The sequence below is a fragment of the Nocardioides iriomotensis genome (genome assembly GCF_004168035.1).
Classification (GTDB): domain Bacteria; phylum Actinomycetota; class Actinomycetes; order Propionibacteriales; family Nocardioidaceae; genus Nocardioides_B; species Nocardioides_B iriomotensis.
Genome location: NZ_SDPU01000001.1, coordinates 143,173 through 169,056 on the forward strand (window position 1 = coordinate 143,173; position 25,884 = coordinate 169,056).

Here is a 25,884-nt window from a genome sequence, read left to right on the forward strand (position 1 = left end):
CGGGGACGAGGGGCGGCAGGCGCCCAGTCTACGTGGCCCGTCCCCTCGCCCCAGGGCGGCTCAGGCGGGCGTGGGACGCAGCGGCATGACCGTGGCGCCGCTCACAGCCCGCTCCTCGGGTACGGCGGTCAGCCCGCGCGTCGAGATCGTCACCACGAGCTCGTCGCCGGAGAGCTTGACCCGGGCCCGGAGGCCCGACCCGAACACCAGCGCGATCGCCGCCGGGCTCTCGGCGGGACCGCGCATCACGACGTCCTCGGCGCCGTCCTCGGCGGCCTGCCGGGTGGCCGCCCCGAGCAGCCGGGTGCCGATGCCGCGGCGCTGCCAGCGGTCCTCGACGAGCAGGGACACCTCGGCTCGACCGTCCTCGACCGGCGCGACGGTGGCGAACCCGACGACGTCGCCGCCCGCGACCGCGACCAGCGCGGTGCCCTCGCCGACCAGCATCCGGCGCGCGAGGCGCAGGTCGAGCCGGGCCAGCGGGGCGCCGTAGTGGCGGAACACGGTGTCGTGCGAGCACCGGCCGTGCATGGCCATCAGCCCGGCGGTGTCGGCGTACGACGCCTTCCGGACGAGCACGTCGCCGGTGACCGGCGCGGCTTCGGGCACGTCGTCCTGTGGCGGGACGACCAGGCCGCGCTCGCGGAGCTCGTCGACCACCTCGGCGAACGCCGCGGCACGCGCGTGCTCGGTGGCGGTCAAGGGGGTCGTTTCGAGCAGGCCGGCCAGCGCCGCGTCGGGCGACAGGCCTCCGCGCACGACGTCGCGCAGCACGTGCAGGAAGCGGGTGGGGCCGTCGACCAGGGCGTGCTCGGTGCACGCGCCCACGGAGACGTGCGCGCCGCCGGCGGACTCGACGAGCGCGGCCACGTCCTCGAGGGCCCAACCGTCGGGCGACCGCAGCACGAGCTCGTCGGTCACGCCGTCCACGCCTGGGAAGATCTGCAGCCCGAGGATGTTCACCGACTGCTCGCCGCAGCGGCGCGCCAGCACGGCGAGCGAGCCGGGTCGGTCGGCCAGGGTGGTGCGGACGCGCCACAACATGGGGTCCTCCTCGAGGTGCTCTGACCGACGGGTGCCGATCCTGGAGCTCCAGCGTGCCGAGGAGGTGTTCCGGGGGTGCTGCGGCCGTGTTGCGCCCGTGAAAACTCTGGCGCCGGAACTCTGGCCCCGGGTCAGTGGTGCTCAGGCGACCGCGGCCGGGTCCATCCAGATCAGCTCCCAGAGGTGGCCGTCGAGGTCGTAGAAGCTGCGGCCGTACATGAAGCCCTCGTCCTGCGGCTCGCGGACCGGCGACCCACCGAGCGCGAGCGCCTTGTCGACCAGGGCGTCCACCTCGTCGCGCGAGTCCGCCGAGAGCGCCACGGCGACCTCGACGCAGGAGTCGTCGGCGACGGGTTTGCTGACGAACGTGCTGAAGAACGGGCGGGCCAGCAGCATCACGATCGCCTGCTCGTTGATCACCAGCGAGGCGGCGTTGCTGTCGCTGAAGACGTCGTTGAACGCGAAGCCGAGCTCACCGAAGTAGGCCCGGGACCTCTCCAGGTCGGACACGGGCAGGTTCACGAACATCATGCGCGGCGCGGACGTCGTCACGGGGGCTCCTCGCGGTGCGGGTGCAGGGGGCTTCCTCGTGTTGACCCGCGCGGCGCCCGCAACTCATCGGCCCGGACGCAGAAATACCGATATCGGTAGCTCGGGAGTGACCCATGGGTCACTCCTCGGCTACCGATATCGGTATCTGGTGGTGCTCAGGTGGGAGCGCGCTCGGTCAGTGACCGTGACCGTGGCCGTGACCGGCCGCGGCGGCCGGCTCCTCCTCCTCGGGCTTGTCGACGACCAGGGTCTCGGTCGTCAGCAGCATGCCCGCGATGGAGGACGCGTTGACCAGCGCGGAGCGGGTCACCTTGACCGGGTCGAGGACGCCCTGGGCGACCAGGTCGCCGTACTCACCGGTGGCGGCGTTGTAGCCCTCGCCGACCTTGCCCTCGCGGACCTTGGCGACGACGACGTAGCCGTTCTCGCCACCGTTCTCGGCGATCCAGCGCAGCGGCTCGTCGGCGGCCTTGACGACGATCTTGACGCCCGTCGCCTCGTCGCCCTCGAGACCGAGGCCGTCGGCCAGGACCGACACCGCGTGGACCAGCGCCGAGCCACCGCCGGCGATGATGCCCTCCTCGATCGCGGCGCGCGTCGCGGAGACGGCGTCCTCGATGCGGTGCTTCTTCTCCTTGAGCTCGACCTCCGTGGCCGCGCCGACCTTGACGACGCAGACGCCGCCGGCCAGCTTGGCGAGGCGCTCCTGGAGCTTCTCGCGGTCCCAGTCGGAGTCGGTGTTCTCGATCTCCGCCTTGATCTGGTTGACGCGACCCTCGACCTCGGTCGCGTCGCCCGCGCCCTCGACGATCGTGGTGTTGTCCTTGGTGATCACGACGCGGCGGGCCTGGCCCAGCACGTCGAGACCGACCTGGTCGAGCTTGAGGCCGACCTCGGGGGACACGACCTGGCCACCGGTGAGGGTGGCGATGTCCTGCAGCATGGCCTTGCGACGGTCACCGAACGCGGGCGCCTTGACGGCGGCGGCGTTGAAGGTGCCGCGGATCTTGTTCACGACCAGGGTCGACAGGGCCTCGCCCTCGACGTCCTCGGCCAGGATGAACAGCGGCTTGCCGGCCTGGATGACCTTCTCCAGCAGCGGGAGCAGGTCGGCGATCGCGCCGATCTTGCCCTGGTGGATGAGGATGTAGGGGTCGTCGAGGACGGCCTCCATGCTCTCCGCGTCGGTCACGAAGTACGGCGAGATGTAGCCCTTGTCGAACTGCATGCCCTCGGTGAAGTCGAGCTCGGTGCCCATGGTGTTGGACTCCTCGACGGTGATGACACCGTCCTTGCCGACCTTGTCGAACGCCTCGGCGAGCAGCTCGCCGATGTGGCTGTCGCGGGAGGACACCGTGGCGACCGCGGCCATGTCGGCCTTGTCGTCGACGTCGCGGGCGGCGTCGCGCAGCGCCTGGCCGACCGCCTCGACGGCCTTGTCCATGCCGCGCTTGAGGCTCATCGGGTTGGCGCCCGCCGCGACGGCGCGCAGGCCCTGGTGGACCATCGCCTGCGCGAGCACGGTCGCGGTCGTCGTACCGTCACCGGCGACGTCGTTGGTCTTGGTGGCGACCTCCTTGGCGAGCTGCGCGCCGAGGTTCTCGAACGGGTCGTCGAGCTCCACCTCACGGGCGACGGTCACGCCGTCGTTGGTGATGGTGGGGGCGCCCCACTTCTTGTCGAGGACGACGTAGCGGCCCTTGGGGCCGAGCGTCACCTTGACCGCGTTGGCGAGGTGGTCCACGCCGCGCTCGAGAGAACGGCGGGCGTCCTCGTCGAACTCCAGGATCTTCGGCATCTCGTCGATGCTCCTTCTCTGTCGTGTGCGTGAGTGGTCTCGACGGGCGCGACCACCCGGAAGAGCGAGTCAGCCCCGTCCGGCCCGATCTGTCAGGCCAGCCGGGGCTGATTCACGTGCGGGTGCCTGGATCAGGCGATGACCGCGAGGACGTCGCGGGCGGAGAGGATGAGGTACTCCTCGCCGGAGTACTTGACCTCGGTGCCGCCGTACTTGCTGTAGATGACCTTGTCGCCGACGTTCACGTCGAGCGGGACGCGGTTGCCGTTGTCGTCGATGCGACCCGGACCGATCGCGAGGACCTCGCCCTCCTGGGGCTTCTCCTTGGCGGTGTCCGGAATGACCAGGCCGGAAGCCGTGGTCTGCTCGGCGTCGAGGGGCTTCACGACGATCCGGTCCTCGAGCGGCTTGATGTTGACCGACACGGTGTCGACCTCCACTTTCCCGTTTGATCTCTCAGAAGGCTGGTTGAAGGGCCCACGAGCGCCGTCGCGGGGGTCGCACCTGAGCCCAGATCTGGCACCCTCACAGGGAGAGTGCTAACGCGAATCTATGCCCCGGTTAGCACTCGGTCAAGTCGAGTGCCAGCCCCACTCGTGGACACCGGGCACTGGCAGGATGGCCCGCATGGACCTCGCCGCGTTCCGTGCCCTGCTGACGCCGGCGGGAGAGGCTCTCCTCGCGCGCGCGGCCGAGGTGTACGACGCGACCGGGGGCGACGCGCTGCGCACCGTCACGCTCCTGCGCAAGGAGCCCGACGTCGAGGCGGCGGTCGCCTCCGCGGCCCTCACCCAGGTCGAGCTGCGGCGGCGGGCCACGGCCAAGCTCGGCGCGGACGCGGCCCGGATGTACTTCACGCCCGACGGGCTCGAGCAGGCCACCCGGCTCCGGGTCGCCCAGCACCGCGCCGCGCGGGTGGCGCTCGCCGACCCCGGCTCGGTCCTCGACCTCGGCTGCGGGATCGGCGGCGACCTGGTGGCCTTCGCGCGGGCCGGTCTCACGGCGGCCGGCATCGACCGCGACGAGCTGCGGGTCGAGGTGGCCCGGGCGAACCTCGACGCGCTCGGCCTCGGCGGCGCCGTGCAGGTCGCCGACGCCGAGGGTCTGGACACCTCCGGCTTCGGCGTCGTGTTCGCCGACCCGGCCCGCCGTACGTCGGCAGGGCGTGTGTTCGACGTCGACGGCTGGTCGCCCCCGTGGTCGTTCGCCGAGGCGCTGCTGCACCGGCCGTCGTGCGTGAAGGTTGCGCCGGGCATCCCCCACGACCTGGTGCCGGACGGCGTGGAGGCGGAGTTCGTCAGCGACGAGGGCGACGTCAAGGAGGCGTCGCTGTGGTCGCCCGCGCTGGCGACCGTGCGCCGTCGCGCGACGGTGATCCGGCCCAGCGGCCTGGCGACGCTGACCGACGAGGACGACCCGGGCGAGCAGGGCCTGCGCGGGGTCGGACGGTTCCTCTACGAGCCCGACGGCGCGGTGATCCGGGCCGGCCTGGTCACCGCGGTCGCCGCCGGTGTGAAGGGCGGGCTGGTCGACCCGCACATCGCCTACGTCACCAGTGACGACGCGTTCACGACGCCGTTCGCACGTTCGTACGAGGTGCTCGCCGAGCTGCCGTTCAAGGAGAAGCAGCTCAAGGCCGCCCTGCGCGAGCGGGGCATCGGCCGGGTCACGATCAAGAAGCGCGGCGTCGACGTCGTCCCCGAGGAGCTGCGCAGGCGGCTCGCGCTGGTCGGCGACGACGAGGCGACGCTGGTGATGACCCGGGTCGCCGGCGAGGGGACGACCCTGCTGGTCCGGCCGTTCTGACCGAGCGCGTCAGCGCCAGAGCTCGGCGAGCGGTCCGGCCAGCGCACGTCCCTGGGCGTGGCCGGCTCGAGCCGCGGGCGCCCGCGTCGACGGGTCCATGAGGTTGTCGCCGAACGCGGCGAGGGCGTCGTCGTCCGGCAGGACGGTCTCGACCCGGCTGCCGCCGGCCCGGAGCTCGTCGACCTGCGCGGCGAGGTGCTGGCCCCACGCCAGCGGGGTGCGGGTCCGCCCGCCGAGCGGGGACAGCACGAGCACCCGCGCGCACCCGGTCGCCAGGTCGGCGTTCTCGTTGCGCCGGTATCCGCCGTCGAGGTACCGCGCCTCCCCCACGGCGTACGGCGCCCCGCTGGACGTGCTCGCGGCGACCGCGTCCACGAGCGCGACCCCGCTGTGCCGGTCGAGCACGACCGGATCGCCGGTCCGGGCGTCGACCGCGGTGACCCGCAGGTCGCGCTGCGGCCACTCCTGGCTGGGGAGCCGGGCCGCGACGATCGAGCGCCAGCGCGCCGACCACGCCCCGGCCGCGTCCAGCGCGAGCGCCGCCGCGCCCAGCCTGCGCCGCATGTCGGCCGGGTCCTCGGAGGCGGCGATGACGCGCGCGGTCCGCTCCTGGTGGTCGACGGACGGCCGGCCCGGGCGCGGTGGCGGCACCGGGGCGGTGACCACCTCGGCGTACAGCGCCGCCGGGCTCGCAGCGGTGACCTGGGCAGCGGCGGTCGCCCCCGCGGAGGTCCCGACGAGCAGGTCCGCGTCGGTGACGTCCAGCCCGGCATCGAGCAGACCGGCGAGGACACCGATCAGCCAGGCGTTGCCGGCGGACCCACCACCACCGAGGACCAAGGCTCGCTCCATCGCTAGCGGTTCTCCCGCCAGGCGTCCTGGAGCAGCTCCGCGACCACGTCCGCGTCGCACGCGGTGAGGTCGACCCGGACCGCGGCCAGGCGCGTGCCCCACCACTGCTCCTCGGCCCAGCCCGGCCACTCAGCGACGGCAGCGCGGATCTCCGCCTCGGGCAGCATCAGGCGCAGGTGCGTCTCGTCGGGCAGGGTCGCGAAGATCCGCCGCGTCGTCCGGAACGACGGGAAGCCGTGGTGGTCGCGCTCCTCCGTGCCGTCGAGGCCGAGCGCGAGCGTCCGCACGTCGTCGTGGTCCACGGCTCAGGCCTCCTTGCGGTAGGTCTCGGGCGGCGTGCCGACCACGGCGGTGAACGCGCGGGTCAGGTGAGCCTGGTCGGCGAAGCCGAGCTCGACGGCGAGCGCGGCCCAGTCGACCGGCTCGCCGCGGTGCGCGACGGCGGCCGCGTCGAGGATCCTGCAGCGGGCGATCACCCACTTCGGGCCGATCCCGACGTACTCCCCGAACAGCCGCTGCAGCGACCGCAGGCTCATCGCCGCCCGGCCGGCCAGGTCCTCCGCGCGGGTCAGGCCACGGTCGCGCTCGACCTCCGCGACCAGGTCGCGGACCCGCTCGACCGTGGGGTCGGGCTCGACGCCCACCGCGTCGAGGTAGCCCTCCAGCGCGACGACCATCGCGGCCACGTCGTCGGTGTCGAGGACCACTGCGGCCGCCGGACGGTCGTCGACGCCCAGCACCTCCGCCGCCGGTACGACGCGGTCGGCGAGCGCGCTGACCGGGCCGCGGAGCAGCGGGCGGAACGCGCCGGGGTGGAAGGCGGCGCCGAGGGTGTGCCCGCGGCCGACCAGCCGGCGCTCGAACGGCTGCCGGGTGAGGCCGTGCACCAGCAGCCGGCCGTGCTCGGCGGCGACGTGCACGCGCGGCTGCGGCACGACCTGCTGCGTGTGCGGGGCGGCGAGGTCCCACCCGACGTACCAGTGGTAGTCCACGAGCCCCGCCCACCGCTCCCCGGCGGGGACCCGCTGCACGTCGACGTGCCGGGCGGCCTCGGTCGGCCGCACGATCGCGTCGGGCCTGCCGACGGGCGGCTCGTCCGACGGCTGGACGGCGACGCTGGCCATGCCCGCAGGGTATGTCGCGTTCCTTCAAGCCCGCGCCGTCTGCGCATCCGTAGCGTCCACGCCATGACCTACACACGCACTGCCAAGGCCCGCTTCACGGTCGCCTCGTGGGACGAGGACGTCGTCGTCGACCTCGACGGCGAGGAGGCCGGGACGACCTCGGGCGAGGCCTACTACCCGCGCCGCGGCTGGACCAACGCCCGCTGCGGCTACTCCTACACCGGCGACATCGAGGGCACGTCGGTGGCGACGTCGTTCATCGCGTACAAGCCGGAGGGCGCGCCGTTCGTCGGGTTCGAGCACGTCACCGGGAGCGTCGACGGGCACGACGGGTCGTTCGTGCTGCGGGCGACCGGGTGGCAGGACGCCGGCTCGGTGCGGGCCAACCTGGAGGTCGTCCCCGGGCTGGGCACCGGCGGCCTGGAGTCGCTGCGCGGCGAGGGCGAGCTGGAGATCTCCGGGCACAGCGACGACGGCTACGAGCTGGTGCTGCGCTACGACCTCTGAGCTCAGCAGCCGGTTCGGCCGACCCCGCCGACCGGCACGGGCAGGTGTCCCGGGGCGGGCTGCCTGCCGAGCAGCACGCCGGTCAGCGCGGACAGCGCGCCCGGCGTGGTGCCGTAGGTCGCGAGCTTGACCCGAGCCCTGCTGGCGCCCAGGACGTACGGCCGGTCGAGCGCCACGACCACGTCGCCCGGCCCGGCCGGGTCGCCGTACCCGAGGAGGCGGACGACCGTGGCGGGCCACTTCGCCTTCTTCTTCGGCTTCGCCGTCGCGATCGTGACGCCGGCACCGGTCAGGTAGGGACGCAGCCGGGCGACGTCGGTCGGGTCGCCCGTCAGCCGGACCGTGCGGCCCACGAGCCGTCCGCTGCACGGGCCGGCGACCGAGGTCACGGCGGCGGCGGACCAGCGGGCGGAGACGGCGCGGCCGGAGCCGGGCGGCTTCGGCTTCGTGCCCCGGGCCTTCTGGTGCAGCAGCAGCGCGACCTGGCGGGTGGCGGCCTGGACCAGCCGCTCCGAGGACAGCCGTCCGGACCTCACGGCCTGGACGATGCCGTCGCGGGCCTCGCGCGGCGACGGCGGCATCAGCAGCACGTCGGCGCCGGCGGCGAGGGCGCGGACGGCGGCCCGGGCGGAGCCGAAGCGGTCGGCGACGGCGTTCATGTCGAGCGCGTCGGTGACGACGAGCCCCTCGAACCCCAGCCGGTCGCGGAGCTGGCCGGTGATGACCTTCGTGGAGAGCGAGGAGGGCATGCCGGGGTCGACCGAGCGGACGTCGACATGGCCGACCATCACCGCGGGCAGGCCGGCGTCGATGCCGGCGCGGAACGGCACGTAGTCGGTGCGCTCGAGCTCGGCGGCCGTCCGCCGCTGCACCGGCAGCGCGAGGTGGCTGTCGGTCGTGAGGCCGCCGTGGCCCGGGAAGTGCTTGAGGACCGGTACGACGCCGCGCGACGTGTAGCCGCGGGCGGACGCGACCACGTGCTCGGCGACGACCTGCGGCCGGGATGATGCCGAGCGGCTGCCGATCGCGGCGTCGGCCGCGCCGACCGTGACGTCGGCGTCGGGCGCGAAGTCGGTCGTGAAGCCCAGGCCGGCGAGCTCCGCCCCAGACGCCGCCGCGGCCGCCCGCGTGAGGCCCGGGTCGGCCGCCGCGCCGGCCGTCATGAACGCCGGGAAGCGGGTGCCCCCGGTGACCCGCTCGACGAGGCCGCCCTCCTGGTCGACGGAGATCGTCACCGGGAAGCGCCGGCCGGCGGCCTTCGCGGACCGCTGGAGGGCGCGGTTCTCGCCACGGATCTGGTCGTTGCTGCTGATGTTGTCGCTGAACACGACGACGCCGCCCAGGTGCAGGCCGTTGACCAGACGGGTCGGGGCGGTGGTGCCGCGGTAGCGCGCCACGATCACCTGGCCGGCCCGCTCCTTCAGGGACAGGTCGGCGACGAGGGCCCGGGCACGCTCGATCTCGTCGGCAGTCGGCCCCCAGCCGGTGCGGATCGGCAGCGGCTCCTCGCGGTCCTGGTCGCCGGCGGCGGGCGCGGCGGCCCAGGCCCGGGGACCGGACTGGTCGGCGAGGGCCTCGGCGGTGAGCACCGCCTGGTCGCCGTCGTCGGCGCGGGTGCACGCGGGCAGGAGGAGCAGGGCGGCCACCGCCGCCGACAGTGCTCCCCGGGAACGCATCGACCGCACGATGCCAGTGTGCGTGCGACCCGAACAAATCGGTTGGGACTCGCGAAGTCCGTCCCTAGCGTGTGCTGTCATGACGATCACGCTGCGCCGCGGCGGGCGCACCCTCGCACCGGAGCTCGTGCAGCCGCTCGACGCCTGGACGGGTCAGGCACCGCTCCTCGACCAGCTGCACTCGGGCGACATCGGCTGGCACCTGCGGCTGGCCGACGACGGGGTCGACGACACCCTGGTGCTCTGGGAGCGCGACGGCCGGCCGGTCGCCGTGGGCTTGGCGGAGGGCGAGGTCGTGCGGACGGCCGTCGACCCGGACCTGGACCGGGACGACGAGGTCGCGGAGGCGCTGGCGGTGTTCTTCGAGGGCTTCCGGTATGTCGACGCGCTCGGCGGCTCCGCCGTACGCCGGCTGCTGCTGGGCCGCGGCTGGACCGTCGACCCCGACCCGTGGGTGCTGCTCTACCGCGAGCTCACCGACGAGGACGCGGGCCGCGTCGACCCGGACACGAGGCCGGTCGACGGGGAGGCGGAGGTCGAGGCCCGGGTGGCGGTGCAGCGGTCGGCCTTCGCGCCCGGCTCGACGTTCCGGCCCGAGCTGTGGCACCGGATGACGACCGGCCCGACGTACGACGGCCGCTTCGAGATGGTCACCTGGACCCCGGACGGTCAGGCCGCGGCCGCCGCCACCGGCTGGTTCGCCGGCCCGGGCCGCTGCGCGATCCTCGAACCGGTCGGCACGCACGCCGACCACCGCCGCCAGGGCTACGGCACCCGCGCGAACCTCGGCGTCATGGCCGCCCTGGCCCGTGCCGGCGCGAGCGCGATCAAGGTCGCGACCCCGGCGTCCAACACCGGCGCCGTCGCTGCCTACGAGTCCTGCGGGCTGCGCCACGTGGAGTGCACCACCGCCCTCGTCCACCCCTAGCCCGCGAGTCGGCGCGTCTTGCCCTCTCAAGCCCGCCGAGTCGGCGCATCCTGCCCCGTCGGGGTGAGCACCGCGACCGGGATCGTGCGGCCGGCCTTCCGCTCGTACCGTGCGACACCCGGCACCCGCGCCAGCACCACGTCCTGCCACGCCCGGTCACGCTCCTCGCCCACGAGCTCGCGCCGGCGAACGCGGAAGGTCCGGCTGCGCACCTGCACCTCCGCCTCCTCGCTGGCCCGGAGGTTGCGGAACCAGTCCGGGTCGCGCGGCGCGCCGGCGCCCGTACCCCAGACGAGGTAGCCGCCGGGGACGTCGAGGTAGCGCACGCAGGTCGACCGAGGCACGCCGCTGCGCCGCCCGGGCGAGGTGATGAGGAGCACCGTCGTGCCCGGGCCGCTCGACAGGCGGCCGTCGAAGCGGCGGTAGAACCACGCGCCGATCCGGTTCCCCGTGCTCGCCATCCTGCGCTTGAGGGCCATGTCGCCTCCCCGTGCCGCCCGTCTGGCGGGAGAGGTTACGCCTCCGGGTACCAGCGCACGCAGAGCGCGTCGTGCGCCAGCGGTACGGCGTCCGTCCCGGCCGCCCGGCAGGCGTCCGCGACGAGCTGCTCGATCTCGTCCAGCGCCGGCTCGAGCTCGTCCTCGGGGAGCAGCGCGATGTGCGAGATCGTGGACTCCAACCCGCGCCACTCGGCCGGGGTGAGGTGCCAGTCCCATCGGAAGTGCTGCTTCTCGGCACGACCCGTCTGCACGTCCAGCCGCTCGAGCGGGTCGTGGTCGCCGTCGCCGGGCACGTGCAGCGCCGGGTCGAGCCGGAGCGCGCGCCAGTGCCAGTCCTCGGTCGGGGCCGGGACGTTCCACACGACCCCCAGCCAGCCGCCGGGACGCAGCACGCGCGCCACCTCGGCGATCGCCTCCGTCTTGGGAAACCAGTGCCACGCGTCCGCCACGACGACCGCGTCGACGGACGCGTCCTCGAGGGGCAGGCGCGCGGCGTCCGCCTCGTGCACGCGCACCTCCGGGTGACGCTCGGCGACCAGCGCGAGCATCCGGCCGTCCGGCTCGATCACGTCGAGGTCGAGCCCCCGCTCGACGAGACGGTCGGTCAGCTTCCCGGTGCCGGCACCGAGCTCGGCGACCCGCGTGGCGCCCGGCGGCAGCAGCCAGTCGACGGCGGCGTCGGAGTAGGTGGGCCGCCAGCGGTGGTACTCGTCCGCCCAGGCACCGAAGGAGGTCGCGCGGGCGGCGCGTGCGGGGTCCATGTCCGTCACCCTGTCAGGTGAGACCGCGTGCGACGACGGCGCTCTGCGGCGGGACGACGAGCGCGCCGGCGTCGACCGTGAGCCCCGGCTCCCAGGCGAGCAGGACGTCGCTGACGCCGTCGTACGTCCAGGGCTCTGATCCGAGGTTCACCAGCACGACGTGGTCGCTGCGGCGCGACGCGAGCCGGCCGGTGCGCTGGTCCCAGGCGACGTCGGCGGCGGCGAGGTCGGCGGCGTGCAGGTCGGGGGTGGCGCGGCGGAGCGCGATCAGGTCGCGGTACCAGCGCAGCAGCCGCGCGTGCGGCTCGCGGGCGGGCTCGGACCAGTCGAGGCGGGACCGTTCGAACGTCGCCGGGTCCTGCGGGTCGGGGACGTCGGCCTCGTCCCAGCCGTGCGAGCCGAACTCGGCCTTGCGGCCACGCCGGGTCGCCTCGGCGATGTCGGAGTCGGTGTGGTCGGTGAAGAACATCCAGGGCGTCGCCGCGCCCCACTCCTCGCCCATGAACAGCATCGGCGTCCACGGCGCGGTGAGCAGCAGCGCCGCACCGCAGGCGAGCCGGTCGGGCGTGAGCGCGGCGGAGAGCCGGTCGCCGACGGCGCGGTTGCCGACCTGGTCGTGGGTCTGCAGCGAGGCGACGAAGCGCCACCCGGGTACGGCGGGGTCGACGGGGCGCCCGTGCACCCGGCCGCGGAACGTCGACCATGTGCCGGCGTGGAAGAACGGGCTGCGGCCGAGCACCTGCCCGAGCGCGGCGGGGTCGGCGAAGTCGGCGTAGTAGCCCTGGTGCTCGCCGGTGAGCGCGACGTGCAGCGCGTGGTGCACGTCGTCGGACCACTGCCCGTGCACGCCGAGACCCGCGACCTGCTGGCCGTGGCCGCGCGGGGTGACGGTGCCGGGGTCGTTGCGGTCGGACTCGGCGACCAGCCAGAGCGGCCGGCCGAGCGCGGCGGCCAGCTCGTCGGTCTCGCGGGCCAGCTCCTCCAGCAGGTGCAGCGCGCTGCTGTCGTGCAGCTCGTGCACGGCGTCGAGGCGCAGGCCGTCGACGTGGAAGTCCGTGAACCACTGGCGCGCGTTGTCGAGCACCCAGCGCCGCACCGGGTCGCAGCCCGGCGCGTCGAGGTTGACCGCGTCGCCCCAGGGCGTGGCGTGGGCGTCGGTGAGGTACGGGCCGAACTCGGACAGCCGGTTCCCGTCCGGGCCGAGGTGGTTGTAGACCACGTCGAGGCACACCCCGAGACCGCGCGCGTGGGCGGCGTCGACGAACCGCTGCAGGGCGGCGGGACCGCCGTACGGCTCGTGCACGGCGTACGGCGCGATCCCGTCGTACCCCCAGCCGTGGGCGCCCGGGAACGGGGCGAGCGGGAGCAGCTCGACGACGGTGACGCCGAGGTCGACGAGGTGGTCGAGGCGCGCGGCGGCGGCGTCGAGCGTGCCCTCGGGGGTGAACGTGCCGACGTGGAGCTCGTAGACGACCGCGCCCTCGAGCGGCGAGCCGGGCCAGTCGGCGTCGCTCCACGCGAACGCAGCCGGGTCGAAGAACGCGGAGCGGCCGTCGTGGCCGTCGGGCATCCGCAGGCCGCGGGGGTCGGGCAGCACCTCGCCGCCGTCGAGCGAGAAGCCGTAGCTGTCGCCGTCGGCCGCGTCGACGGTCGCGACGAAGTCGTCACCCTCGCGGCTCATCGGCGTCGTGACGTTGTCCGCGACGAGGTCGACCCGCGTGGCACGGGGCGCCCAGACCCGGACGGTGCGCGCGGCCATCAGATGTGCACGCGCCGCAGCAGCGCGACCGGCATCGTCGCGAACGCCTCGTCGCAGCGCACGGCGCCGCCCTCGTGGAGGGTCTCGGTGAGCTCGTCGCGCCACAGCCCGGCCGGCAGCGTGACGGCGTGGTCGCCCCAGCCACCGCCGGCCTCCAGCCGCGCCGGGGCGCGGGTGACCAGGACGGCGACCTCCTCGCCGCGGGTGAACCCGACGGCGTGCCGGGTCGACGACACCACCGGGTGGTAGGACCCGGTGTCGCCGAAGCAGTGCCGCAGCTCCTTGCGCAGCAGCAGGGTGCGGTGCGTCAGCAGGAGCTTCTCGTCATCGAGGTCGGCGGGCCGCGCGTCCTCGCCGCGGAGCGCGTCGAGGCGGCGCTCGCGGGCGTCGTAGTCGACGGCGTGCCGGTTGTCGGGGTCGACCAGCGCGAGGTTCACCAGCTCGCAGCCCTGGTAGGTGTCGGGCACGCCCGGGACCGTGAGCTGCAGCAGCTTCTGCCCGAGCACGAGCGCGCGGACCGCCCCGCGGTTGTGGTCGAGCGCGGTGTCGACGAGGGCCCGCAGCCGCCCCTGGGTGCGGGCCTCCTCGCCGAGGGCGAGCACGCGCTGCTCGTAGTCGGGGTCGCCGTCGATCCAGGCGGTGTGCTGCTTGGCCTCGCGCACGGCCTTGGTGAGGTACGTCGTGAGCCGGTCGCCGCTGATGTCACCGACCCCGGCGAGCGTCTGCCAGAGCAGGTGCGCGGTGACGGCGTCGACGCCCTGCTCCTCGGCCGCCTCGGCGAAGGCCTCGGTGCACAGCGCCCACGACTCAGCGTCGCCGGCGAGCGCGAGCAGCCGGGCCCGGACGTCCTCGCTGCGCTTGGTGTCGTGGGTGGAGAGCGTGGTCATGCCGAGCGGCCAGCGGGACTGCTGCTCCGTGGCCCACAGGTGCAACAGCTCGGGCCCAGCCGTGCCGACGAGGGTCGGGTCGCCGCCGACCTCGTTGAGTGCGGTGAGCAGGTGCCAGCGGTAGAAGGCGGTGTCCTCCACAGACTTCGCCATCACCGGTCCCCAGGTCTGCTGCAGCCGGGTCGCGAAGTCGCACTCCGCGGGAGCGGACGGGGACGGCTTGGCCGCCACGTCGAGCAGCCGGTCGAGCACGTCAGACAGGTCGGGCCGGGCCGCGGCCGCGCGGTCGCGGGCGTGCCGGAGCACCTCCACGGCCTCCCCCTCGGCCGGACGGCCGGGGCGGGCGTAGGCGCGGTAGACGTCGGCGGCGACGAGCAGCTCGGTGACGGCGTCGGTGAGCCGGCCGGTGTCGACGCCGTCGGCGAACTCCGCGGCGCGCCGTACCAGCCGGTCGCGCTCGGGGACCAGCACGCTGCCGACGACCTCGCGCTTGGCCTCCTCGACGACGGCCTCGAAATCGGCCGCGCCGCCGACGCCGCGCCAGGACTCCTCCAGCAGGGACGCCGTGGTCGGGTCGACGAGGGCCGCGGTGATCGCGCGGAGCGCGTCGTAGCCGGTGGTGCCGTCGCACATCCAGCCCGTGGGCAGGTGCTCGCTGGGCTCCAGGATCTTCTCGACCCAGACCGCGGTGCCGACGCGCGACGCCCGGCGGAGCGCGCGCAGGTAGCCCTCCGGGTCGGCCAGGCCGTCGGGGTGGTCGATCCGGAACCCCTCGAGCACGCCGCGGTGGTTGAGGTCGAGCAGCACGCGGTGGGTGGCCTCGAAGACGTCGGGGTCCTCGACGCGCACGCCGACGAGGCCCTCGATGTCGAAGAAGCGGCGGTAGTTGAGGACGCGGTCCTTCTCGCGCCAGCCCGCCAGGACGTAGTGCTGCCGCGCGAGCACCTCGCGGACGTCGTCGCCCTCGGTGCCCTCGGCCACCGGGAACACGTGGTCCTCGTGCCGCAGCACCTGCCGGCCGTCGTGCTCGGCGAGCACCAGCCGCCCCGCCTCGAACGTCGCCTCGAGCGTGTCCCAGAGCAGCGGCAGCCCGAGCTTCCCGTCGAGAGCGTCCCAGTCGACGTCGAACCAGGTGGCGTACGGCGAGCCGGGGCCCTCGGCGAGGACGTGCCAGAGCGGGCCGTTGAGGTACAGCGGCGCGGCGAGCGCCATGTGGTTGGGCACCACGTCGACGACGAGGCCCAGACCGTGCTCGCGGGCGGTCGCGGCGAGCCGCTCGAGGCCGGCCTGGCCGCCGAGCTCCTCGTTGACCCGGCCGTGGTCGACCACGTCGTACCCGTGCATCGAGCCGGCCGTCGCCTGGAGCACCGGCGAGAGGTAGAGGTGCGTGACGCCCAGCCGGGACACGTAGGGCACGACGCGCTCGGCGTCGGCGAACGTGAAGCCGGCGTGGAGCTGGAGACGGTACGTCGCGGTCACTCGTGATCCCTACCCTCCCGCTGACCGCGCCACACCGACGTCAGCCCTCCTCGGCGAGGACACCGTCCCGCTCCGCGCCGATGGTGGTGTCGTCGCCGTGGCCAGTGTGCACGACGGTGTCGTCGGGCAGGTCGAGCAGCCGCGACCGGATGCTGGCCACCAGGGTGGGCCGGTCGGAGTAGGAGCGGCCGGTCGCCCCCGGACCGCCGTTGAACAGCGTGTCGCCGGTGAACACGCAGCCGAGGTCCGGCGCGAGGAAGCACACCGCGCCCGGGGCGTGGCCGGGGGTGTGGATCGCCTGCAGGGTGGTGCCCGCGACCTCGATCGTCCAGCCGTCGTGCAGGTCGACGTCCCAGAGCTCGTCGGTGTGGGTGAGCTCCCACAGCGGCCGGTCGTCGGGGTGCAGCAGGATCGGCGCGGTCACCCGCTCGCGCAGGCCCGGGGCCACCCGGACGTGGTCGTCGTGGGCGTGGGTCAGCAGGATCGCCTTGACCTTGCGATTCCCGACGACGGCCAGGATCGCGTCGACGTCGTGCGGCGCGTCGATGACCACGCACTCCTCGTCGTCGCCGACCACCCAGACGTTGTTGTCGACGTCGAAGGTCTCGCCGTCCAGGCTGAAGGTGCCGCTGGTGACACCGTGGTCGACGCGGGCCGGCCCGCCCGTCATCAGAGGATCACCACCGAGCGCAGCACGTCGCCGTGGTGCATCCGCGCGAACGCCGCCTCCACGTCGCCGATGCCGATCTCCTCGGTGACGAACGCGTCGAGGTCGAGCCGGCCCTGCTGGTAGAGGTCCACCAGCATCGGGAAGTCGCGCGAGGGCAGGCAGTCGCCGTACCAGCTGGACTTCAGCGACCCGCCCCGGCCGAACACGTCGAGCAGCGGGATGTCCGGGATCTTCATGTCCGGGGTGGGCACGCCGACCAGCACCACCGTGCCGGCCAGGTCGCGGGCGTAGAACGCCTGCCGCCACGTCTCGGGCCGGCCGACCGCGTCGATCACCACATCGGCTCCGTGCCCGCCGGTGAGCTCCTGGATCGCGGCGACCGGATCGGTCTCCTTGCTGTTGACGGTGTGGGTGGCGCCCATCTTGCGCGCGGTCTCGAGCTTGCGGTCGTCGATGTCGACACCGATGATCCTCGCCGCACCGGACAGCCGGGCACCCGCGACCGCGGCCGCACCGACGCCGCCGCAGCCGATCACCGCGACCGACTGGCCCCGACCCACGCCACCGGTGTTGATCGCCGCACCCAGGCCGGCCATCACGCCACAGCCGAGCAGCCCGACCGCGGCCGCGCGGGCCGACGCGTCGACCTTGGTGCACTGGCCGGCGTGCACGAGCGTCTTCTCGATGAACGCGCCGATGCCCAGGGCCGGGGACAGCTCGGTGCCGTCCTCCAGGGTCATCTTCTGGGTCGCGTTGAAGGTCGCGAAGCAGTACCACGGCTCGCCGCGCAGGCAGGCGCGACAGCTGCCGCACACCGCGCGCCAGTTGAGCACCACGAAGTCACCCGGCGCGACGTCGGTGACACCCTCGCCGACCGACTCCACGACTCCGGCGGCCTCGTGGCCGAGCAGGAACGGGAAGTCGTCGTTGATCCCGCCCTCGCGGTAGTGCAGGTCGGTGTGGCAGACCCCGCAGGCCTGCACCTGCACCACGGCCTCCCCCGGCCCCGGGTCCGGCACCAGCACGGTCTCCAACGACACCGGCTGACCCTTGCCCCGCGCGACCACGCCACGGACCTGCTGCATGCGACCTCCTCGGGTGCGGAACGACCTGCGGACGACTCGCCGCCACCCTAGCCAGCCGCCGTACGGCGTCCCGACACGCGGATGCAACCTCCTGGGCGGGAATCGCGTCCTGGTGTCGAGAAGCACGGAAGGATGGTGAACAGATGCAGCTCGCAGTCGAGCCGGGGGTCGGAGCGCGCGTGAAGGCGCAGGCACAGCACGAGAAGGATGCCGAGTTCGAGGCGTACATGGCCGCTCGGCAGCCGAGCCTGCTCCGGACGGCGTACCTGATCAGCGGCGACCGGCACACGGCCGAGGACCTCGTGCAGACGGCCCTCGCCAAGCTGTACCTGTCGTGGGACAAGGTGCACGACCGGCAGATGATCGACGGCTACGTCCGCCGGATCATCGTCAACGAGCACAACTCCCTGTGGCGGCGCGCGTGGAAGAAGCGCGAGCTGGCCACCGACACCCTTCCGGACCACCAGACGGTCACCGACCGGCACGACGACGGGCAGCGCGACGCGCTGTGGGAGTTCGTGCAGACGCTGCCGCGCAAGCAGCGTGCCGTGATCGTCCTGCGCTACTACGAGGACCTCTCCGAGGCGGAGATCGCCGAGACGCTCGGCATCTCCGTCGGCACGGTGAAGTCCCAGGCCAGCCGGGCCCTCGCCGCGATGCGGTCGCGGGTCCACGACAACCCCGTGCTCGCCCAGGACCGGGCACCTGCTGACCGGTCGGCCTCCGACCGGGAGGAGGAGCGATGAGCAACCACCAGACCGACGACCTGACGCGCGCCCTGCGCGCGCGGTCCGAGGACATGACCGGCACCCACGTGGCGTTCGAGGACGTCAAGGGTCGCGCCCGCGGCATCCGGCGCCGGCGCCGCGCCGCGAGCGGCATCGCGGTCGCCGCGGTCGCGCTGGCCGTGGCGGTGCCGATGGGGATCAACCTGGGCGGCGTCGACAACGGCCAGCGCCCGCTGCCCGCCGACCAGCCGACGACGACCACCGAGCCGACCGGCCCGGTCACCCCCACGCCCCAGGGGCCGGTGGAGATCGACGCGGCCAAGGCGCCACGCGGCGAGGACCCGGCGATCCTCTACGCGACCGGCACCACGCTGCACCGGCCCGACGGGCCGCAGGTGGAGCTGCCGAAGCAGTACTCCTACCTGCTGCCGTACGCCGACGGCGTGATGGGCTTCTACGGTCCCGACGGCATCACGGACTTCATCGACGGCGAGGGCAACCTCACCGACCAGGGGCCGTACACCGGCATGAGCGGGGCGATCTCGAGCGACGGCGAGCGCCTGGCGACCTGGGTGAGCGCAGTGGGCGCCGGCGGAGCAGTCGACCTCGCGCTCTGGCCCCGGTCGGGGGCGAACCCGGAGAACGGCTACACCAGCAACGTCGTCGCGATGCGTGGCGACATGCAGCTGGCCGGCTTCGTGGGACCCGAGACGGTCGCCTACAACCTCACGGTGAGCACCAACCAGGGCGCCACCCAGACGCCGTACGTCACGGACTGGACCAGCGAGCCGCGCGAGCTGACCTCGCTCATGGACGTCCGCGGCGCCAACGACGTGACCGGTGTGGTGTCCGGGTTGACCACGGTCGACTACGGCAAGAACGAGTACTGCTTCGCCGTCGTGAAGGCCGTGTCCGACACGGTGGTGTGGGACACCTGCGACTACCGGCTCGGCCGGTTCAGTCCCGACGGGAAGTACGTCCTCGGCGTCGACCCGGAGTCGGACGGCCTCGGCGGCAAGGGCGTCACGATCCTCGACGCGGAGACCGGCGAGGTGGTCGCGGAGTTCCAGACGGAGGACCGGGCGTTCATGCAGGACGCGATCTGGGAGTCGCGCTCGACGGTGCTGGCGCCGGTCATGCAGGACGGCGCCTGGTTCCTGGTCCGGATGCGGCCGGACGGCACGGTGGAGAAGGCGCTCGACGCCTCGCGCGAGGGCTACGACGACTCGTCACCGTGGAGGTTCCAGTACACCCCGTAGTCGGCGGTCGTCACGCCGTGACGAGCGTGACGGGCATGGAGGAGTCCGCGGGCAGGTCCAGCATCGACGGCTGACGCCCGCGGCTCACCAGCTCCGAGCCCAGCGCCGCCACCATCGCACCGTTGTCGGTGCACAGCCCGGGCCGCGGCACGCGCACCCGGATCCCGCGAGCGGCCGCCCGCTCCTCGGCCATCCCCCGGAGCCGGGAGTTGGCGGCCACGCCGCCGCCGATGAGGATGTCCTGGATCCCGTCGGCGGCGGCCGCGTCGATGGCCTTGCGGGTCAGCACGTCGCAGACCGCCTCCTGGAAGGACGCCGCGACGTCGGCCACCGGGACCGGCTCCCCCGACGCCTCGCGCGCCTCGACCCAGCGCGCGACGGCCGTCTTGAGACCGGAGAAGGAGAAGTCGAAGCGGTGCCGCTCCAGGTCGCGCCGGGAGGTCAGGCCGCGCGGGAAGTCGATCGCCACCGAGGACCCCGACCGCGCCTCGCGGTCGATGTGCGGCCCGCCGGGGAAGGGCAGGCCGAGCAGCCGGGCGACCTTGTCGAAGGCCTCACCGGCGGCGTCGTCGATCGTCTGCCCCATGGGTACGACGTCCGTCGTCACGTCGCTGACGCGCAGCAGCGACGAGTGCCCGCCGCTGACCAGCATCGCGATGCACGGCTCAGGCAGCGGGCCGTGCTCGAGCTGGTCGACGGCGACGTGCGCGGCGAGGTGGTTGACGCCGTACAGCGGCTTGCCGAGGCCGATCGCCAGCGCCTTGGCCGCGGCGACCCCGACGAGCAGGGCGCCGGCGAGCCCGGGGCCGCTGGTGACGGCGACCGCGTCGACGTCGTGCATGCCGATGCCCGCGGTCTCGCAGGCCCGCTCGATCGTCGGCACCATCGCCTCGAGGTGCGCCCGCGAGGCGACCTCGGGCACCACCCCGCCGAAGCGGGCGTGCTCGTCCACCGAGGACGCGACGGCGTCGGCCAGGAGAGTGTGGCCGCGGACGATGCCGACACCGGTCTCGTCGCAGGACGTCTCGATGCCGAGGACCAGGGGCTGCTCGGTCGGCGGGGTCACCCGGTCATTGTGTCTCGCCCAGGAGGATCGCATCGATCCGGTCCTGGCACAGGTGCTCCGCGGGCACGTCGACCGCGGCGGCCATGAGCTCGGCCGTCAGTGCGATCTCCTCCACCAGCTCGTCGTCCTGCAGCGTCACGTCGAGCGCGTCGTTCACGTCGAGACCTCCCGTTCTCGTCCACCGGGACCAACGAGGCGGACGCCGTCTGGTTAGTGGTCCGTCCGGGTGGTTCGGATGGCCCGAACGGGCTATGTCATCGACAGCGGCGGCTCGTCGGCCCCAGGCATCGCGCCCGTGTCGACGAGCTCCGTGGCGACGTCGCGCAGCTTGAGGTTGTGCACGCTCGAGAAGCGCTTGAGGACCTCGAAGGCGCCGTTGACGCCGAGGTGGTAGCGCTCCATCAGGATGCCCTGGGCGACGCCGATGACGTGGCGCGACTCGAGGGCCGCCCGCAGCCCGCTGATCTCGGTGACGGCGCCGAGAGCGGCGGCGGCGTGCCCGGCGAAGAGCACCGCGAGCTCGATGTCGTCATCGTCGCCGAACGCGAACGCGTCCTCGCTGTACAGGTTGAGGCTGCCGAGGTGCTTGCCCTGACCGACGAGCCGGATGCTCAGCACCGACCGGATCCCGAGGTCGTGCGCGGCGGCCGACCAGCGCGGCCAGCGGCCGTCCGCGGCCAGGTCGCCCGAGCGGTGCACCGGCTCCGGGTCGTGGTCGAGCACGCCGGGCCCCTCGTCGAGGTCCGCCATGAGCGTGTCGCAGCGGCCGGCCAGATCGTCACTCGCGGCGAGGCTGGCGAAGCCGTTGCCCCGCCCGTCGTGCGCCATCACGCTGACGTGGTGAGCCCCGCTCAGGAGGGTGCGGGCCCGGTTGACGACGTCCTGCAGGACGGGCTCAGGCTGCTCGTGCGCGAGCAGCTCCTCCACCATCCGGGCAAGCTCGAGGGCAAGAGGGTCGACAGGAGGCACGGGTGGGTTCTTCCTGGAACGTGCTGCCTCGCGCCGTGCTCTCGACGGAGAGGAGTCCGCAGGTTATCGCGTGCCGGCGGGATCAGCCGAGCAAGGGTGGCGCCGTGTCGCGCGCGAGCACGACCGCGTCGCTGCCGTCCCGGTAGTAGCGCCGACGCCGGTCGATCTCGGCGAACCCCTCGGCCCCGTAGAAGGCCAGGGCACCGTCGTTGTCGGCACTGACCTCGAGCAGCACGCGTCCCGCTCCGTCGGCGGCAGCGCGCGAGAGAGCAACAGCCAGGAGGGCGTGGGCGAGGCCGGCACGCCGGTGGTCGGGACGTACGGCGATCCGCTGGAGGTCGCTGACGTCGCCGACGGTCCGGGTGACGGCGTAGCCGACCACGGCCGGCCCGGCCTCGACGACCCACGCCGCCCGGTGCGGGCCGGTGAGCTCCTCGGCGACCTGGCCGTCGGTCCAGCCGTCCGGGCCGAACAGGTGCCGGTCGAGCTCCGCGACCGCGGCGACGTCGTCGGCGGTCGCGGGCCTCGGCGCCGGGGCGGTCACGAGACCTTCTTGGGCTTCCCAGGGGTCGCGGCGTCGGGCCGGCGCAGGTACAAGGGCTCGGGATCGAGCAGCTCGGCGCGCTCGTCGGTGACGACCTGCGCGAGCCAGCGCGCGTCGGGGTGCTCCGGCGCGACGGCCCGCGGGAAGGCGTCGGGGTAGAGCAGTGCGCCCCGTCCGACCACGGGTCCGTCGGTCGCGACGTCGCCCGGGCGGGAGACGTGCGGCCCGTCGAGGCGCCGCCCCTCCTCGTCGTACGACGCCCAGTAGACCTCCTTGCGGCGGGCGTCGGTCGCGACCAGGAACGGCCCGTCGACCGTGCCCTGGTCGACCGCCTGGGCGGCGAGCACGTCGAGCGTGCAGACGCCGTACACCGGGATGTCGAGCACGGCCGCCAGCGTGCGCGCGGTGACCAGGCCGACGCGCAGCCCGGTGAACGGCCCCGGCCCGACGCCGACGGCGATCGCCGTCACGTCCTGGCGCGGCACCCAGGTCTCGTCGAGGACGGCCTGGATCGCGGGGGCGAGAAGCTCGCCGTGGCGCATCGCGTCGACGGTCGTGGACGACGCGACCACACGCTCGCCGTCGTGCAGGGCCACCGTGACGGCGGGGGTGGCGGTGTCGAACGCGAGCAGCACGCGGACGAGGTTACGCGAGCGCGCCGGTGAGGAGGTGCGCGAGCCCGGCGCCGGCCCAGCGGGCGCCGACCGGCACGAACGTCACGGTGCGGGCGTCCTCGACGTCGTCGCCGCGGCCCCGGGTGATCCGGACCTCGAGGCGCGTGTCGGCCAGGCCTTCGGCGACGCCCTCGCCCCACTCGACCACCGTGACCGCCTCGTCGAGCGAGGCGTCGAGGTCGAGGTCGTCGAGCTCGTCGAGCCGGGTTCCTGAGCCTGTCGAAGGGCCGCCGAGGCGGTATGCGTCGACGTGCACCAGAGGCGGCCCGTCGTCGAGCGACGGGTGCACCCGGGAGATGACAAAGGTCGGCGAGGTGACGTCGCCGCGCACCCCGAGGCCGACGCCGACGCCCTGGGTGAACGTCGTCTTGCCGGCGCCGAGGTCGCCGCTGAGGATCACCAGGTCGCCGGGCCGCAGCGTCTCGGCAAGCCGCTCGCCGAGGCAGCGGGCCTCGTCGGGCGAGCGGGTCTCGACGGTCACCGGCAGCACCTTGACCAGCGTGACCAGGGGGTGGTCGCGCTCGGCCTCGACGTACCCGAGGTGGTGCCAGAACCGCAGCGTGCGCGGCAGCTCGGCGCGGGCGAGCACGCGGGTCGCGGCGTAGCCGTGCTCGGCGGCGAACCGCTCGGCGTGCCGCACCAGGGCGCGGGCGACCCCGCGGCCCTGCGCGTCGGGGTGGACGGCGACGCGGCGCAGGCCGAGCAGGTGGTGCTCGTCGTCGAGCGGGTCGAAGAGCAGCGCGCCGACCGGTCCGAGCTCGGAGGTGACGAGCAGCCCACCGTGGTCGGCGAGCGCGGTCGCGACCGACTCGACCGTCTCGTCGGGTGCGGACGACGGCGGGTCGAGCACCTCGCGCGCGCCGAACCCGGCGTGGATCACGGCGACGACGTCGTCGGCCGCCTCGGGGCCGACGGTCTGCACATTCATCACGATGCCTTGCGTCCTGCCTGTGTCTCGGCCTCGTCGAGGAGGTCCTGGAGGGCGGCGTTGACCTTGTCGGCGCGCTCGAGGATCACCATGTGACCGGCGCCCGTCGCCTCGACGAGCCGTGCACTCGGGACCTGCTTGGCCATCTTGCGGCTGTGCCCGACGGACGTGAGGAGGTCCTTGGTGCCGCACAGGATCGTCGTCGGGATCCGCGCGAGCGGCGTCAGCACGGCGTACTTGTCGAGCTTCTCGAAGTTGGGGAAGAACTCCGCCAGCACCTCGAACGGCGTGCCGCCCAGCATGTTGTCGACGAACTCCACGTAGGAGGCGGGGACGTCGTCGCCGAAGGCGAAGGTGTCGGTCACCAGGAAGCCGATGTTGGAGCCGCTGCGGCGCGCCCTGTCGACGAGCTGGGGCGCCCGGGCGAGACCGGCGATCAGCCGCGGCCCGACCAGGCTGCCCACGGAGTCGGGGATGTAGGTGCTGATGATCCGGTGCGGCCGCAGCCCGCCGGCGGTCGTCGAGATGAGCGCCGTACCGACGACGCGGTCGCCGAACATCTCGGGGTGCTGCTCGGCGAGCGCCATGATCGTCATGCCGCCCATCGAGTGGCCGACGAGCACGACGGGACCCGTGGGCACGAGCTCGTCGAGCACGGTGAGCAGGTCGCGGCCGAGCTGGTCGATCGTGGCGTCGTCGCGGTGCGACCGGTCGGAGCGGCCGTGCGAGCGCTGGTCGTAGAACACCATGCGGCGCTTGCCCCGGAACGCCGCGCGCTGGAAGTGCCAGCAGTCGAGGTTCAGCGCGTAGCCGTGGACGAACACCAGCGTCGCCTCGTCGGGCAGGTGCGTGCCGCCCGCGGCCTGGTCGGCGTACGGCGCGATCTCGTCGACCTCGGCGTACAGCTCGACGTCGCCGTCGACCTCGATCCGGCGGACGTTGCCGCGCAGGCCGCCGAGCTCGTCGGCGCCGGTCGCGCCGGCCTTGCGGGCCCGCACGACACGTCGCTCGACGACGACCCCGGTGGTCACCGCGGCCGCGGCGGCGGCCAGGCCGGCTCCGGCGAGCCCCAGCAGGCGTCGCTTCCTCACGCGGTGTCCTCCCGGTCGTCGTCGGTGCGGTCGCTGTCGATGTGCACCCGGGGCATCCTTCCCGGCTGGCGTGCGCCCATGCGCGTGACGATCTCGTAGCTGATCGTGCCGCACGCGTCGGCCCAGTCCTGCGCGGTGGGTGCGCCGTCGCGGCCGTCGCCGACGAGGACCACCTCGTCGCCCGTCGCGACGTCGTCGTCGCCGAGGTCGACGACGATCTGGTCCATGCACACCCGGCCGAGAACGGGACGGCGGAGGCCGGCCACGAGCACCTCGGCGCGGGAGGAGGCGTGCCGCGGGACGCCGTCGCCGTACCCCATCGGCACCACGCCGACGGTGGTGTCGCGCGCGGTGACGTAGGTGTGGCCGTACGAGACGCCGGAGCCCGCGCGGACGCGCTTGACCAGCGCGAGCCGTCCTCGCACGGTCATCGCGGGCACCAGGCCGAGGTCGTCCGAGCTCGCCTCGTCGGGCGCCGGGGTGAGGCCGTACGACGCGATGCCGCAGCGGACGAGGTCGAAGCGGGACGAGGGGCGCAGCAGCGCCGCCGCCGAGTTGGCGAGATGCACCACCTCGGGCTCGATGCCGACGGCCTCGACGGTCTGCAGCGCGGCGAGGAACGCCTGCTCCTGCTCGTCGTTGGCGGGGTGCTTCGGCTCGTCGGAGCAGGCGAAGTGCGACCAGACGCCGGTGACCCGGACCGCCCCGGACTCCTCGGCGGCGGCTGCGGCCTCGACCAGGCCGGGCCACAGATCGAGCGTCGAGCCGCCTCGTGAGAGGCCGGTGTCGACCTTGAGCTGGACGCGCGCGGGGACACCGATGTCGCGGGCGGTCATCGCGATCGCGTCGAGCTCGGCGACGGTGTAGGCGGTCACGTCGACGCCGGCCTCCAGGCAGGCCTCGTAGCGCTCGCCCGGGACGGTCAGCCAGGTCAGGATCGGTCCGGTGTCGCCCGCCGCGCGCAGCGCCAGCGCCTCCTCCATGACGGCCACACCGAGCCAGTCGGCGCCACCCTCGCGGGCGGCCCGCGCGGACTCGACGATGCCGTGCCCGTAGCCGTCGGCCTTGACCACGGTCATCATCCGCGGTTCACCGACGGCGCGCTTGAGCGTCGCGACGTTGTGCCGGATCGCGGCGACGTCGACGACGACCTCGGCGCGACCGTGGTGCTCGGGGCTGGTCATGGCGGTCCCAGTG

At 73.8% G+C, this 25,884-nt stretch carries 27 protein-coding genes; 5 read left to right on the top strand and 22 right to left on the bottom strand.

Going from position 1 to position 25,884, the window contains the following annotated elements:
• Positions 1-60: 60 nt before the first annotated feature.
• From ETU37_RS00690 to groES, 4 genes are all read right to left on the bottom strand, one after another.
• Entirely contained in the window at positions 61-1,044 is a 984-nt protein-coding gene (locus ETU37_RS00690) for a GNAT family N-acetyltransferase (RefSeq protein WP_129984951.1), read from the bottom strand.
• Positions 1,045-1,185: 141 nt separating this feature from the next.
• On the bottom strand, positions 1,186-1,596 hold the full coding sequence (locus tag ETU37_RS00695) for a VOC family protein (RefSeq protein WP_240755455.1): 411 nt from the start codon (positions 1,594-1,596) through the stop codon (positions 1,186-1,188).
• A gap of 175 nt (positions 1,597-1,771) precedes the next feature.
• The gene (gene groL / locus ETU37_RS00700) at positions 1,772-3,394 is read right to left on the bottom strand and encodes a chaperonin GroEL (RefSeq protein WP_129984952.1); all 1,623 of its coding nucleotides are present in this window, start codon (positions 3,392-3,394) and stop codon (positions 1,772-1,774) included.
• Positions 3,395-3,525: 131 nt separating this feature from the next.
• Positions 3,526-3,819, bottom strand: coding sequence for a co-chaperone GroES (gene groES / locus ETU37_RS00705; RefSeq protein ID WP_129984953.1), 294 nt, complete (start codon positions 3,817-3,819; stop codon positions 3,526-3,528).
• Positions 3,820-4,021: 202 nt separating this feature from the next.
• Here groES and ETU37_RS00710 point away from each other — a divergent pair, with 202 nt between their 5' ends.
• On the top strand, positions 4,022-5,200 hold the full coding sequence (locus tag ETU37_RS00710) for a class I SAM-dependent methyltransferase (protein ID WP_129984954.1): 1,179 nt from the start codon (positions 4,022-4,024) through the stop codon (positions 5,198-5,200).
• Positions 5,201-5,209: 9 nt separating this feature from the next.
• On the opposite strand, the gene ETU37_RS00715 is transcribed toward ETU37_RS00710, so the two are convergent.
• From ETU37_RS00715 to ETU37_RS00725, 3 genes are read right to left on the bottom strand one after another with little or no spacing between them, the layout of a single operon-like run.
• Positions 5,210-6,052 carry a patatin-like phospholipase family protein gene (locus ETU37_RS00715; protein WP_129984955.1) on the bottom strand — a complete coding sequence of 281 codons (843 nt, stop codon included), beginning with the start codon at positions 6,050-6,052 and terminating at the stop codon, positions 5,210-5,212.
• A 2-nt stretch (positions 6,053-6,054) separates the two neighbouring features.
• The gene (locus ETU37_RS00720; protein WP_129984956.1) at positions 6,055-6,354 is read right to left on the bottom strand and encodes an MmcQ/YjbR family DNA-binding protein; all 300 of its coding nucleotides are present in this window, start codon (positions 6,352-6,354) and stop codon (positions 6,055-6,057) included.
• Positions 6,355-6,357: 3 nt separating this feature from the next.
• Positions 6,358-7,176 (bottom strand): helix-turn-helix domain-containing protein, encoded by an 819-nt coding sequence (locus ETU37_RS00725; protein WP_129984957.1) that lies wholly within the window; start codon positions 7,174-7,176, stop codon positions 6,358-6,360.
• A 63-nt stretch (positions 7,177-7,239) separates the two neighbouring features.
• Here ETU37_RS00725 and ETU37_RS00730 point away from each other — a divergent pair, with 63 nt between their 5' ends.
• Positions 7,240-7,683, top strand: coding sequence for a DUF3224 domain-containing protein (locus ETU37_RS00730; protein ID WP_129984958.1), 444 nt, complete (start codon positions 7,240-7,242; stop codon positions 7,681-7,683).
• A 2-nt stretch (positions 7,684-7,685) separates the two neighbouring features.
• On the opposite strand, the gene ETU37_RS00735 is transcribed toward ETU37_RS00730, so the two are convergent.
• Positions 7,686-9,359: a glycoside hydrolase family 3 N-terminal domain-containing protein gene (locus ETU37_RS00735; RefSeq protein WP_165372335.1), complete on the bottom strand. Its 1,674-nt coding sequence runs from the start codon at positions 9,357-9,359 to the stop codon at positions 7,686-7,688.
• A 79-nt stretch (positions 9,360-9,438) separates the two neighbouring features.
• On the opposite strand from ETU37_RS00735, the gene ETU37_RS00740 reads away from it, so the two are divergent.
• Complete coding sequence (locus tag ETU37_RS00740; RefSeq protein WP_206053614.1) at positions 9,439-10,287, top strand: GNAT family N-acetyltransferase; 849 nt, start codon at positions 9,439-9,441, stop codon at positions 10,285-10,287.
• A gap of 26 nt (positions 10,288-10,313) precedes the next feature.
• Here ETU37_RS00740 and ETU37_RS00745 read toward each other — a convergent pair whose 3' ends face one another.
• The 6 genes from ETU37_RS00745 to ETU37_RS00770 are packed head-to-tail and all read right to left on the bottom strand — an operon-like array spanning position 10,314 to position 17,428.
• A complete protein-coding gene (locus tag ETU37_RS00745; RefSeq protein ID WP_165372336.1) occupies positions 10,314-10,766 on the bottom strand; it encodes a nitroreductase/quinone reductase family protein in 453 nt (150 codons plus the stop codon).
• 35 nt (positions 10,767-10,801) lie between these two features.
• The gene (locus ETU37_RS00750; RefSeq protein WP_129984961.1) at positions 10,802-11,548 is read right to left on the bottom strand and encodes a class I SAM-dependent methyltransferase; all 747 of its coding nucleotides are present in this window, start codon (positions 11,546-11,548) and stop codon (positions 10,802-10,804) included.
• Positions 11,549-11,561: 13 nt separating this feature from the next.
• Positions 11,562-13,307 carry a malto-oligosyltrehalose trehalohydrolase gene (gene treZ / locus ETU37_RS00755; protein ID WP_129984962.1) on the bottom strand — a complete coding sequence of 582 codons (1,746 nt, stop codon included), beginning with the start codon at positions 13,305-13,307 and terminating at the stop codon, positions 11,562-11,564.
• The gene (gene treY, locus ETU37_RS00760; RefSeq protein ID WP_129984963.1) at positions 13,307-15,673 is read right to left on the bottom strand and encodes a malto-oligosyltrehalose synthase; all 2,367 of its coding nucleotides are present in this window, start codon (positions 15,671-15,673) and stop codon (positions 13,307-13,309) included. The genes treZ and treY overlap by 1 nt, the downstream gene beginning before the upstream one ends.
• Before the next feature lie 40 nt (positions 15,674-15,713).
• Positions 15,714-16,343 (bottom strand): MBL fold metallo-hydrolase, encoded by a 630-nt coding sequence (locus ETU37_RS00765; RefSeq protein ID WP_129984964.1) that lies wholly within the window; start codon positions 16,341-16,343, stop codon positions 15,714-15,716.
• Entirely contained in the window at positions 16,343-17,428 is a 1,086-nt protein-coding gene (locus tag ETU37_RS00770) for an S-(hydroxymethyl)mycothiol dehydrogenase (protein WP_129984965.1), read from the bottom strand. Before ETU37_RS00770 ends, ETU37_RS00765 begins: the two co-directional genes overlap by 1 nt.
• 143 nt (positions 17,429-17,571) lie before the next feature.
• On the opposite strand from ETU37_RS00770, the gene ETU37_RS00775 reads away from it, so the two are divergent.
• Positions 17,572-18,174: a SigE family RNA polymerase sigma factor gene (locus ETU37_RS00775; protein ID WP_129984966.1), complete on the top strand. Its 603-nt coding sequence runs from the start codon at positions 17,572-17,574 to the stop codon at positions 18,172-18,174.
• Positions 18,171-19,415, top strand: coding sequence for a hypothetical protein (locus ETU37_RS00780; protein WP_129984967.1), 1,245 nt, complete (start codon positions 18,171-18,173; stop codon positions 19,413-19,415). The genes ETU37_RS00775 and ETU37_RS00780 overlap by 4 nt, the downstream gene beginning before the upstream one ends.
• Before the next feature lie 10 nt (positions 19,416-19,425).
• On the opposite strand, the gene tsaD is transcribed toward ETU37_RS00780, so the two are convergent.
• The 8 genes from tsaD to alr form a co-directional block, all read right to left on the bottom strand.
• Entirely contained in the window at positions 19,426-20,481 is a 1,056-nt protein-coding gene (gene tsaD / locus ETU37_RS00785; RefSeq protein WP_240755457.1) for a tRNA (adenosine(37)-N6)-threonylcarbamoyltransferase complex transferase subunit TsaD, read from the bottom strand.
• Positions 20,482-20,485: 4 nt separating this feature from the next.
• Complete coding sequence (locus tag ETU37_RS22985) at positions 20,486-20,638, bottom strand: hypothetical protein (RefSeq protein ID WP_165372337.1); 153 nt, start codon at positions 20,636-20,638, stop codon at positions 20,486-20,488.
• Between the two features lie 92 nt (positions 20,639-20,730).
• Positions 20,731-21,450 (bottom strand): GAF and ANTAR domain-containing protein, encoded by a 720-nt coding sequence (locus ETU37_RS00790; protein ID WP_129984969.1) that lies wholly within the window; start codon positions 21,448-21,450, stop codon positions 20,731-20,733.
• An 82-nt stretch (positions 21,451-21,532) separates the two neighbouring features.
• Positions 21,533-21,994, bottom strand: a complete 462-nt coding sequence (rimI, locus tag ETU37_RS00795) for a ribosomal protein S18-alanine N-acetyltransferase (RefSeq protein ID WP_129984970.1) — start codon at positions 21,992-21,994, stop codon at positions 21,533-21,535.
• Entirely contained in the window at positions 21,991-22,629 is a 639-nt protein-coding gene (tsaB, locus tag ETU37_RS00800; RefSeq protein ID WP_129984971.1) for a tRNA (adenosine(37)-N6)-threonylcarbamoyltransferase complex dimerization subunit type 1 TsaB, read from the bottom strand. Before tsaB ends, rimI begins: the two co-directional genes overlap by 4 nt.
• A gap of 10 nt (positions 22,630-22,639) precedes the next feature.
• Complete coding sequence (gene tsaE / locus ETU37_RS00805; RefSeq protein WP_129984972.1) at positions 22,640-23,596, bottom strand: tRNA (adenosine(37)-N6)-threonylcarbamoyltransferase complex ATPase subunit type 1 TsaE; 957 nt, start codon at positions 23,594-23,596, stop codon at positions 22,640-22,642.
• Positions 23,596-24,687: an alpha/beta fold hydrolase gene (locus ETU37_RS00810; protein WP_240755458.1), complete on the bottom strand. Its 1,092-nt coding sequence runs from the start codon at positions 24,685-24,687 to the stop codon at positions 23,596-23,598. Before ETU37_RS00810 ends, tsaE begins: the two co-directional genes overlap by 1 nt.
• Entirely contained in the window at positions 24,684-25,871 is a 1,188-nt protein-coding gene (gene alr, locus ETU37_RS00815; RefSeq protein ID WP_129984973.1) for an alanine racemase, read from the bottom strand. Before alr ends, ETU37_RS00810 begins: the two co-directional genes overlap by 4 nt.
• Between the last annotated feature and the right edge of the window lie 13 nt (positions 25,872-25,884).